This window comes from Stenotrophomonas sp. HMWF023 (assembly GCF_003060985.1).
Lineage (GTDB): Bacteria > Pseudomonadota > Gammaproteobacteria > Xanthomonadales > Xanthomonadaceae > Stenotrophomonas > Stenotrophomonas lactitubi.
This window is the reverse complement of record NZ_QAIJ01000255.1, coordinates 15,492-26,304: the sequence shown is the minus strand read 5'-3', so window position 1 is coordinate 26,304 and position 10,813 is coordinate 15,492. Positions and strand designations below refer to the sequence as shown.

The 10,813-nt window shown below is 67.9% G+C and carries 9 protein-coding genes; 7 read left to right on the top strand and 2 right to left on the bottom strand.

Features of this window, described 5'->3' with window-relative positions:
* Positions 1–405: 405 nt before the first annotated feature.
* Together DBR20_RS14370 and DBR20_RS14365 are read right to left on the bottom strand one after the other, a co-directional pair.
* Positions 406–1,059, bottom strand: coding sequence for a response regulator transcription factor (locus tag DBR20_RS14370; RefSeq protein ID WP_108266643.1), 654 nt, complete (start codon positions 1,057–1,059; stop codon positions 406–408).
* Positions 1,052–4,084 (bottom strand): sensor histidine kinase, encoded by a 3,033-nt coding sequence (locus DBR20_RS14365; RefSeq protein ID WP_108266642.1) that lies wholly within the window; start codon positions 4,082–4,084, stop codon positions 1,052–1,054. Before DBR20_RS14365 ends, DBR20_RS14370 begins: the two co-directional genes overlap by 8 nt.
* Positions 4,085–4,180: 96 nt before the next feature.
* On the opposite strand from DBR20_RS14365, the gene DBR20_RS14360 reads away from it, so the two are divergent.
* From DBR20_RS14360 to DBR20_RS14330, 7 genes are all read left to right on the top strand, one after another.
* Positions 4,181–4,513, top strand: coding sequence for a hypothetical protein (locus DBR20_RS14360; RefSeq protein WP_108266641.1), 333 nt, complete (start codon positions 4,181–4,183; stop codon positions 4,511–4,513).
* Between the two features lie 115 nt (positions 4,514–4,628).
* The gene (locus DBR20_RS14355) at positions 4,629–5,009 is read left to right on the top strand and encodes an AraC family transcriptional regulator (RefSeq protein ID WP_258223372.1); all 381 of its coding nucleotides are present in this window, start codon (positions 4,629–4,631) and stop codon (positions 5,007–5,009) included.
* Positions 5,006–5,662, top strand: a complete 657-nt coding sequence (locus DBR20_RS14350; protein WP_108266639.1) for a hydrolase — start codon at positions 5,006–5,008, stop codon at positions 5,660–5,662. Before DBR20_RS14355 ends, DBR20_RS14350 begins: the two co-directional genes overlap by 4 nt.
* A gap of 2 nt (positions 5,663–5,664) precedes the next feature.
* A complete protein-coding gene (locus tag DBR20_RS14345) occupies positions 5,665–6,090 on the top strand; it encodes a DoxX family membrane protein (protein WP_108266638.1) in 426 nt (141 codons plus the stop codon).
* 119 nt (positions 6,091–6,209) lie between these two features.
* Positions 6,210–8,057, top strand: a complete 1,848-nt coding sequence (locus tag DBR20_RS14340; protein ID WP_181393092.1) for an amidohydrolase — start codon at positions 6,210–6,212, stop codon at positions 8,055–8,057.
* A complete protein-coding gene (locus DBR20_RS14335) occupies positions 8,036–9,319 on the top strand; it encodes an alginate export family protein (RefSeq protein WP_108266636.1) in 1,284 nt (427 codons plus the stop codon). The genes DBR20_RS14340 and DBR20_RS14335 overlap by 22 nt, the downstream gene beginning before the upstream one ends.
* The coding region (locus DBR20_RS14330; RefSeq protein WP_108266644.1) for an MFS transporter at positions 9,313–10,813 on the top strand (1,501 nt) is incomplete at its 3' end. The genes DBR20_RS14335 and DBR20_RS14330, both read left to right, overlap by 7 nt.

Genomic DNA, 10,813 nt, shown 5'->3' with positions numbered 1-10,813 from the left:
GCATCCATGCGGCTGACACCCCGCAATCCGACACCGCCCCACCTTCGACAGTTTTCTGGTGTCTGATGGACCCATCCCATGCTGGATGAATCTCCATCGAAATCTAATATTTCGACAATTGAACGAAGAGCATCCACGCATGGCGTGGATCTACGTGTCGACCAAGGTCGACACCTACCAAGAGCAGGTCATGTCATCCGGGCAGATCGCGGAGATCTGTCGAAGGCGGGGTGGGTCCGGTTGCGGGGGTGTCCGCGGCATGGATGCCGCGGCCAAGCCCCCAAGGACGGGTTTACGGCGTCCCCCGCAACCGGACCCACCTCGCCATCCCACGGGTAGCCCGCTTTTGACGTTGACGTTGACGTTGATTCGGCGGGTGCCGGGCGCAGCCCGGCCGAACCCCCTTCAATCCTGACCGGTGTCATCCAGGCTGATGATTCCGCGGCGCAGCGCCTGGGTTACCGCGTGGGTGCGGTCGCCGACGCCCAGCTTGTCCATCAGGCTTTTCATGTGCGCCTTCACCGTCTGCTCGGAAATCTGCATGCGTTCGCCGATGCGCTTGTTCGACAGGCCGCCGGCCACGTGGCGCAGTACTTCGGTTTCGCGCGGCGACAACCGGTCTTCCACTACATGTGCGGCGATGCTGGCCGCCACCTGTGCCGGTATCGGTGCGCGGCGGCCGCTGGCCACCGTGCGGATGGTGTCCACCAGTTCGTGGCGCAGCGTGTCCTTCAACAGGTAGGCGCTGGCGCCGGCCTGCAGGGCGCGCACCGCACGCACATCACCGCGGTAGGTCGTCAGCACGATGATGCGTGCACGTGGATCAAGCGCGCGGATCCGCACGATCGCTTCCACGCCGTCCATGCGTGGCATCTGCAGGTCCATCAGCACCACATCCGGTTGCAGCTGCTGGTAGCGGGCAAGCGCCTCTTCGCCATCGGCGGCTTCGCCGAGCAGGCGCAGGTCTGCGTGCGTACTCAGCAGTGCCGCCAGGCCATCGCGCAGCAGGGGATGGTCATCAACCACCAGCACGCCGATGGGAGGAAGGGATTCAGTCATGGGTGGGTCTGCTCCAGGGCCAGCGCCAGCGCGAGGGACGGCGGTGATACAGGCGACGGGCCGGCACGGACAGCGCCACTTCAGTACCCAGTCCCGGACGGGTCCACAGCTGCAGTTCCGCGCCCAGCCGCTGTGCGCGCTCGCGCATGCCCTGCATGCCCCAGTGACCGCGGCCGGCATCCTGGTCGGCAATGCCGACACCATCATCGCGTACGTGCAGCAGGAAACAGCGGGTGCCGTAGGACAGTTCCACCTCGATGGCACTGGCCTGTGCATGCCGCAACGCGTTGCGGATGGCCTCGCGCCCGATCAGGAACACTTCTTCGGCGGCATCGGTCTGCAGGGGCGGGGGGCTACCTTCCACGGTCAGGCGCAGCGGGTTGGTGCCTTGGCCCGCGTATTCGGCGTGCACATCGGCCAGCGCCGAGGCGAGGTCGCGACCGGCAAACGGTCCGTCGCGTAGTGCGTTGACCCGCTCCCGGCCTTCGGCAAGATTCTGTTCGGCCAACTGCATCGCCGCCTCCAGCTGGGTACGCACCGGCTCCGGTGTCTGTGCGGACTGGCTGATGGCATGCAGCCGCAGGATGAGCCCCTGGCTGCCCTGCAGCAGGGTGTCGTGCAGGTCGCGTGCGATGCGTTCGCGCTCGCCGTTGCGCTCCTGCAGGCGCGCGCGGAACAGCATTGCGAGCTGGCCGCTGCGGATGCGGATGGCCAACATCAGCGCGCCCAGCACCAGCACCACGCACAACAACTTGAACCAGGTGCTCTGCAGGAACGTGGGCGCGATCCGGAAGTTGCGGATCGCTGGCGCGCGGCTCCAGATGCCGTCCTCGTTGGCGGCTTCCACCTCGAAGCGGTAATGACCCGGTGCCAGATTGGTGTAGTAGGCGCGCGTGCTGCCACCGGCGTCCTGCCAGCCTTCGTCCACGCCGGACAGGCGGTAGCGGTAGCGGTTGCGCTCGGGCCGCGCCAGCGACAGCGCGACATAGTCGATCTGCAGCTGGGAGGTTCCGGCCGGCAGGCGCAGCCCCTCCTGCAACGGCGTCTGGGTGGTGCCATACAGCACGTCGCCGATGCGCACCCCAGGCGCCATGGTGTTGATGTGCGGCTGCAGGGTGTCCAGCCACGCCAGGCCCTGGTTGGTGGCCAGCCACAGCAGGCCGTCGGCGGCTAGTACGGCGGTCGGGATGGGGCCGCTCTGCAGAGCAATGCCGGGCATGCCATCGACGGCATCGAACAGGCGCGGGGCAACGGGCTGGCCGTCGCGCAGTGCGCTGCGCAGGGTAGCGACTTCGAGCCGCACCAGGCCGCGGCTGCCGTTGAGCCAGAGCCGCCCCTGCGCATCGGCGACCATGCCGGTAATGCCTTCGAGGATGCCGGTGGTGTTGGTGCGCACGGGCAGGAACCGGCCGTTGCCGAGGCGCGCGGCCAGGCCCGCCTCACCGGCAACCAGCAGTAGATCGTCATGCTGCAGCAGCGCGGTTATCGGGCCGACCGACAGCCCCTGTTCCGCGCCGAACGTGCTGATCGATGCGGCATCCAGGCGGCGCAGCGTGCCGTCGGAATAGCCAAGCAGCAGTGCGCCGTTGCTGGCACGCGCCAGCGACGAGCAGGCCTGCTCGGGCAGCCGTGTCTCGCGTCGCCAGCGGTCATCCGCGTACTGCAGCACCGCCTGCTCGCCGGCGCAGACCCAGGCCTGGTCATCATCGGCAAACAGCAGGGCATGCAGGGGCTGGCCGGTGAACGGTGCGGGTAGTGGAATGCGCGTGGTGTGGCCGCCCACCGTGCGCGCGAGGTTGATCCAGTCGAACTGCCAGACCGGCGTGGGCGCTCGCTGCGCGGCGGCCTGCAATTGCGCCGCGCTTCCGGCCAGCAGCGGGCGCTGCAGGTCGAACAACTTGAGGTCTTCGCCGTAGCCGTACACGCGGCCGTCGCTGCCACGTACCAGCGAGCGGTAAGGATCGCTGGGGCCGACGGCCAGCGTCTGCACGCTGCGGGCGCGGAAGCGGTTGAGGCCGAGGTTGGTGCCGACCCACAGGTTGCCTTCGCGGTCAGCGATGACCGGCACCGCCGAGGTCGCGGTGAGGCCCTGCGGTGTGTCGAAGCGCTCGATGCGCACGGCCTGCTGGCCATCGAAGGTGACGCGGGCGACGCCACCGTGCGGGCTCAGCGTGGCCCACAGTGCGCCATCGGCGGTGAACTGCAGCCGCGCGGCCACCAGGTCCGGCATGCGCCGCGCTTCACGTTCGCTGGGGGGCAGCAGCCCCTGCGCGTTGGCCAGTGGCGAAGTGCCGCGAATGCGGTCGGCCAGCCAGATCTCGCCCTGCGGACTTTCCGCCAGGGTCGCCATCTGCGAGACGGCGATGCCGGTGTTCTCAAATGCGGTCTTTCCCGCCGCGCGCTTCCAGATGTGCAGGTCGGCCAGCACCCAGAAGGTGTCGTAGCTGTCCTGCAGCAGCCATTGCACACGACGTTGTGGCACGCCTTCATCGGCGGCCGGAGCCTGCCAGCGTTGCCCGTCGAACCTGCGCAGGCCACCATTGACTGCGGCCCACAGGCGTCCGTTGTGGTCATGCGCGAAGCGCGGGACCACGCCCACCGGCACGCCCTGCGCTCGCCCGAAACTGCGCAGCCGCTGCGGCGAGAACTGGCTGATGCCGGCCTGGAAATAGCCGATCCACAGGCCGTCACCCTCGCCGTCGAGGCCGAGCGTGACCATGTTGGTGGAGGGGAAGCTGGCACCTGCCGGAGCCGTCTGCCGTTCGAAACGGCGACCGTCGAAGCGGTACAGGCCCGAGCCGGTCGCCAGCCACAGCATGCCTTCGCGATCCTGGGCGATGTCCCAGATATCGCCGGGCGCCCCTTGGCCCACCCGCCACGCGGTGTGCTGGTAGCCGGGCATGCCGTCGCTGATCACCGGATGCTGTGCAGCGAGCACGGGCAGGGCGATCCATAACAGCAGGCACGACAGCAGCGCCGGCAGGCGACGCGGGAGAGGGAAGATGTGGCCACGCATGGGGCTCATTCTGGCAGGTGCGGGGCAGGCGCAGGTGACCCGAATGGGGTAGGCGCGATGCAGCGGTGTCGGCTATCACGCCGACATGGAAGAGGGAGGCCGGCGATGCAGCGCTTGTATGTGATGTTTCCCGATCGCGGCCCGGGCCTGGGATTGTTGTGGCTGAGAGTGTGCGTGGCCAGCGCGCTGTTGCTGCCAGGCACTGCTGCAGGTGGGTCGTGGTGGCTGTGCCTGGCGGCAACGGGCTTGCTGTTGCCCGGGCTGTTGACGCCGTTGGCGGTCGCGCTGGCGGTGCCGGGGCTCTACTGGCAGGGCGCGGCGTTGCCATGGTCGCTGCTGCCGTTGGCACTGTTGCTGCTGGGGCCAGGCGCCTATTCGCTCGACGCGCGCCTGTTCGGCCGGCGACGGTTGCGACGACCGCCTCCCCCGATCGGGTGAGTGTTGACCTCGACCGTTGGGGGTAGGGCGCCGACGGCTGGCGCCGCACCATGGGCCACCCCCGCTGCGGCGCCCGAGCATGGTTACCGTTCTTTCGCCCGCCCAGCCCATGCCCATGCTGGCGCCCCAGCAGTCGGCCGCCCTGCAGCGTGCGCTGCGCTACATCGATGAGCACCTGTCGCAGCCGCTGCGGGTCACCGAGCTGGCCGAGGTCGCCTGCGTCAGCCGTTTCCATCTGGTGCGCCTGTTCCGCAGTGGCACCGGTGCCAGCCCGCTTCGCTACGTGCGTCGACGGCGCATTGAACGTGCGCGGCAGCTGCTGGCGACCCACGGGCAGTCGATGACCTGCCTGGCCCAGCACCTGGGCTTTTTCGACCAGAGCCATTTCGTCCGCAGCTTCCGCGCCGAGACCGGCTGCAGCCCCGGCCAGTATCTGGCCGGCGATGCGGCGCTCGCCCTTCCCCTTGTTGTTTCCTCCACTGGAGTCCACCCATGAGCCTCGCCACCGCCACCCCCGCCAACGCACTGCTGTCACCCATCGATCACGCCCTGATCCTGATCGACTTCCAGTCGCAGATGGCGTTCGCCACCCACACCATCGACATCTCCGCGCTGCGCAACAACGTGTCGTTGATCAGCAAAGGCGCAAAGGGCTTCAACGTGCCGGTGCTGCTGACCACGGTGGCCGAGAAGTCGTTCTCCGGCCCGATGTTCCCGGAGCTGCCGGTGATCTTCCCGGGACAGGCGGTGTTCGATCGCACGTCGATGAACACCTGGGAAGACCAGCCGGTGATCGATGAGGTGAACCGCATCGGCAAGCGCCGGCTGGTGCTGGCCGGGCTGTGGACCAGCGTCTGCATCGTCGGCCCGACGCTGTCGGCGCTGGAGCAGGGGTTCGAGGTGTACGTGATCACCGATGCCTGCGGCGATGTGAGCGAAGAGGCGCACGAACGCGCGATCACCCGCATGGTGCAGGCCGGTGCAGTGCCGATCACCAGCGTGCAGTACCTGCTGGAACTGCAGCGCGACTGGGCGCGCGGTGAAACCTACGACCTGACCACCGGTATCGCCCGCGACCATGCGGGCGGCTATGGCGTCGGCATCCAGTACGCCAAGACCATGTTCGGCGCGCAGGAAGGCGGGCACTGAGCGTGCGCGATGGCCATGGCCTCGACCTGGCCTTGCTGATCCTGCGGGTGGCGGCGGGAGGATTCCTGCTGCCGCACGCGCTGGGAAAACTGTTCGGCTGGTTCAACGGGCCTGGCCTGGCAGGTCTTGCCGGCGAACTGCGTGGCTTCGGCCTGCCTGCGGCGGCGCCGCTGCCACTGCTGCTGGCGCTGCTGCAGGTGGTGGCCGGCACCGCGGTGATGCTGGGCTGGCAGACCCGGATCGCCGCGCTTGTGGCTGCCGCGTTCATCGCCTTCACCGCACTGCTGGCGCTGCCCAAAGGATGGTTCTGGATGCGCGGCGGTGCCGAATATCCGTTGTTGTGGACGCTGGCGTTGCTGGCCATCGCCCTGGCCGGGCCCGGCGCGTGGGCGGTGGATGGCCTGGTTCTTTCTGGAGACATCGCATGAGCAACGAACCTCAAGATCCTGGCCGCCGCAACGTGGTGCTGGCCACCGGTGCCGCCCTGGCGCTGGGCCTGGCTGGTGGCACCGCCGCGGCCATCGAATCCCCTTCCAAGGAGCGTCGCATGAGCACGCTGGTCATCCGCAACGCACGCATCACCACGCTCGACCCGCAGCAACCGCATGCGCAGGCATTGGCCGTGCAGGAGGGGCGCATCGTCGCCGTCGGCAGCGATGAACAGATCATGCGCGACTGGGGCAGCGAAGCCACCCTCATCGATGCACAGGGACGGCGCCTGGTGCCGGGTCTCAATGACAGCCATACGCACCTGATCCGCGGCGGCTTGAACTACAACCTGGAGCTGCGCTGGGACGGCCTGCGCTCGCTGGCCGATGCGATGGCCATGCTGAAGGCGCAGGTTGACCGCACGCCCGCACCGCAGTGGGTGCGTGTGGTCGGTGGATTCACCGCTACCCAGTTCACCGAGAAGCGCCTGCCGACCCTGCAGGAACTGAACGACATCGCCCCGGATACGCCGGTGTTCCTGCTGCACCTGTATGACCGCGCGCTGCTCAACCGCGCGGCGCTGCGTGCCTGCGGCTACACCAAGGAGACCCCGGACCCGCCTGGCGGGCAGATCGTGCGCGATTCGCTGGGCAACCCGACCGGCCTGCTGCTGGCCAAGCCGAATGCACTGATCCTGTATGCGACCCTGGCCAAGGGGCCGAAACTGCCGATCGAGTACCAGGCCAATTCAACCCGCCATTTCATGCGCGAGTTGAACCGCCTGGGCATCACCTCGGTGATCGACGCGGGAGGAGGTTTCCAGAACTACCCCGAGGACTACCAGGTCATCGAGCAGCTGCACCGCGATCAGCAGCTGACCGTGCGCATTGCCTACAACCTGTTCACCCAGAACAAGGGCAGCGAGGTGAGTGATTTCCGCGGCTGGAGCGAGATGCTGCAGCCGCGCCAGGGCGATGACCTGCTGCGCCACAACGGTGCCGGCGAGATGCTGGTGTTCTCGGCAGCCGATTTCGAACTGTTCAACGAGCCGCGCCCGGAGCTGCCGCCGGAGCTGGAGCCGGAACTGCACGACGTGGTGAAACTGCTGGTGGAGAAGCGTTGGCCGTTCCGCATCCACGCGACCTACGACGAGAGCATCAGCCGCATCCTCGACGTGTACGAGCAGGTCAACCGCGAGGTGCCGTTCGATGGCCTGCACTGGTTCATCGACCACGCCGAGACCATCACCCCGCGCAACATCGAGCGAATCCGCGCACTGAACGGCGGCATCGCCGTGCAGCACCGCATGGCCTACCAGGGCGAGGCGTTCGTGCAGCGCTATGGCGTGCAGGCGGCGCGGCACACGCCACCGGTGAAGCGGATGCTGGCCGAGGGCGTGCCGGTCGGCGCCGGTACCGACGCCACCCGCGTGGCCAGCTACAACCCCTGGGTGGCGCTGTCATGGCTGGTGACCGGGCGCACCGTCGGTGGCCTGGCCCTGTACGGCGATGAAAACCTGCTGGAACGCGAGCAGGCCCTGCGCCTGTGGACGCAGGGCAGTGCCTGGTTTTCCGGCGACGAAGCGGTGAAGGGCACGCTGAAGGCAGGCCAGCTCGCCGACTTCATTCTGTTGTCGGCGGACTTCTTCCGTGTCGACGAGCAGCAGATCGCCGACATCACCAGCCTGCTGACCGTGGTGGGTGGCCGCATCGTGCATGGGGATGGCGACTACGCCGGGTTGGCGCCGCAGCTGCCTCCAGCGATGCCGGACTGGTCGCCGGTGAACCGGTTCGGCGGCTACCACGTCGGCGGCGCAGCCACTGGCCTCGCGGCGGCCCACCATCATCATCACGGCGCAGCGTGCAGCACCCATGGTGCGCACGGACATGCGGCCCGCCATGCCGCGCCAACCGACGACCTGACCGCGTTCTGGGGCGCGATGGGATGTTCGTGCTTCGCGTTCTGACCCTGGCATCACTGGCATTGCCATCGTTGGCGCTGGCCTGCGACGGCGGCGCCTGTACCGCGGTTGGCGATGGCCAGTTGCAGTGGGATGCGTCGCTGCGCCTGCGTGGCATGTACTACGACCCGACCCGGTTCGGCGTCGGTGGCGGCGAGGATGGCTACAGCCTGCTGCGTGCGCTGGCGTCGGCTACCTTCGCCCGCGATGACTGGCAGGCGAAGCTGCAGCTGGGTGCGCATGCCGAGCGCGGCAAGGCCGGCGGTCCAGGTCGTACCGATCGCGGTGCGTTGGACGTGCAGCAGGCGTACTGGCGCTGGGCCGGCGCTGGCATGCACGTGCAGCTGGGCAGGCAGGAAGCAGGCTATGGCAGCTCGCGCCTGCTGTCGGTGCGCGATGGACCGAACATCCGCTTGGCGTTTGATGGTGCACGGGTAGGTTGGCAGGGCCGGCTGGGCGCGCTGGACCTGATGGCGCTGCGCCCAGTGGAGAACCGCGCGGGTGCGTTCGATGACCGCGGTGAGCGCGGTGCACACCTGATCGGCGTGTATGCCACGACGGCGAAGGGTGCAGGCAGCAGCCAGTGGGATCTCTATCTGCTGGACTATCGTCGCGAGGGCGCGCGCTTCGCCGCAGGCAGCGGTACCGAACGGCGGCAGACCCTGGGCGCGCGCTGGTTCGGTCAGTCCGGTGCGCTGGACTGGAATACCGAGCTGGTGGTGCAGGGCGGTGAGCTGAAGGCCGTGACCGGCGATCTGGACATCCGCGCATGGACCCTCGCCACCGATACCGGCTGGCGCTGGGCCGGGCTGCCGCTGCAACCGCGCCTGGGTCTGAAGGCCGATATCGCCAGCGGCGATGCCGGTCCAGGTGATGGTCGGCTCGGTACGTTCAATGCACTGTTTCCCAAGTCCGCCTATTTCAGCGAAGCCAGCCTGTTGGCGCCGGCCAACCTGATGGATCTGCAACCGACACTGGCACTGCGCCTGCATGACGCGGTGACCACCGAGCTGGGTGTACAGCTGGCCTGGAAGCAGCGGCGCGCCGATGCGGTCTACACCACGCCGGCGCCGTTGACAGTGCTGCCCGGCAGTGCAGGTGGCGCACGTCGCATCGGTACCCAGTACAAATCCGAAACCCGCTGGCAGGTCAATGACCGCTGGCAATGGCAGCTGCAGCTGGCCTGGGTCGATGCGGGCCCTGCACTGAAGCAGGCCGGCGGCCAGGACACGCTGTTCGCCTCAATCGTTGGAGCATGGCAATGGTGAACGCATCCGCGTCACAACACTCCCCGCAGGCCGATGGCGCCTGGTCGCCGCTGAAGATCCGCATGTTCCGTTCGATCTGGCTGGCGATCCTGGCCAGCAACATCGGTACCTGGGTCAACGACGTCGCTGCGGCCTGGGTGATGGCCGAACGCACCGGTTCGGCGTTGATGGTGGCACTGGTGCAGTCGGCCACCACCGTGCCGATCGTGCTGCTGGCGCTGGCTGCCGGCACCCTGGCCGACATCGTCGATCGCCGGAAGTACCTGCTGTTCACCCAGGGCTGGATGCTGCTGGTGGCGGCAGTGACGGCGGTGCTTACGGCGATGGACCTGCTGACACCACAGCTGCTGGTGTTGCTGACCTTCTGCATGGGCTGCGGCGCGGCGATGGCGATGCCGGCGCAGGCCGCGATCGTCTCCGAGCTGGTGCCGCAACCGATGCTGGCCTCGGCGGTGGCACTCAATTCCATCGGCATCAACATCGCCCGTTCGATCGGTCCAGCCATCGGTGGCGTGATCGTGGCCCAGCTGGGTGCGGTGTGGGCCTTCGGGTTCAACGCCATCACTTTTGCAGCAATGCTGTTCGTGGTGTGGGGCTGGAAGCGCGATCCGAAGGCATCCAGCCTGCCTCCGGAAGGATTCGGTGCTGGCCTGAAGGCCGGCCTGCGCTATGCAAGCCGAGCCGGACGCCTGCAGGCGGTATTGATCAAATCGGCCGGTTTCTTCTTCTTTGCCGCAGCGATGAACGCGATGCTGCCGGTGGTGGTGCGCGGGCAGATGCAGGGCGGGGCAGGGCAGTACGGCGTGCTGCTGGGCTGCATCGGCATTGGCGCGGTGGGCGGTGCGCTGCTGCTGCCGAAGTTGCGGGCCAAACTCGACCGCGACCTGCTGGTGCTGCTGGCCACCCTGTCGCTGGCTGCGAGCCTGGCCGGCCTGGCGCTGACCCGCAGCTGGTACGTGTTGCCGCTGGTGATGCTGGTCAATGGCTTTGCGTGGATCACTGTGCTGTCTTCGTTGCAGATCGCAGCCCAGACAGCGGTGCCGGCCTGGGTGAGAGCACGGGCGCTTGCCTTGTACATCATGGTGTTCTCGGCCGGCATGGCGGCCGGTGGCCTGAGCTGGGGCGCGCTGGCGCAGCGCACATCGCCGGAACTGGCATTGCTGGTGGCCGCAGTCGGCGCGGTCATCGGTGGCCTGCTGGTGTGGCGAGTGCGCATAGCCGGTGCCGAAGATCTGAACCTGAGCCCGGCCGGCCACTGGCCAGCGCCGGAACTGTCGGTACCGGTGTCGAATGATCGCGGACCGGTGCTGGTGACCATCGAATATCGCATCGATGCCGCCGATCGTGCCGCGTTCCAGGCGCAGATGCGCACGTTGGGGACGATCCGTCGACGCGATGGCGCCCTGGTCTGGGGCGTGGTCGAGGATGTGGCGACCCCGGGCATCCATCTGGAATATTTCGTGGCGGCGTCGTGGTTGGAGCACCTGCGCCAGC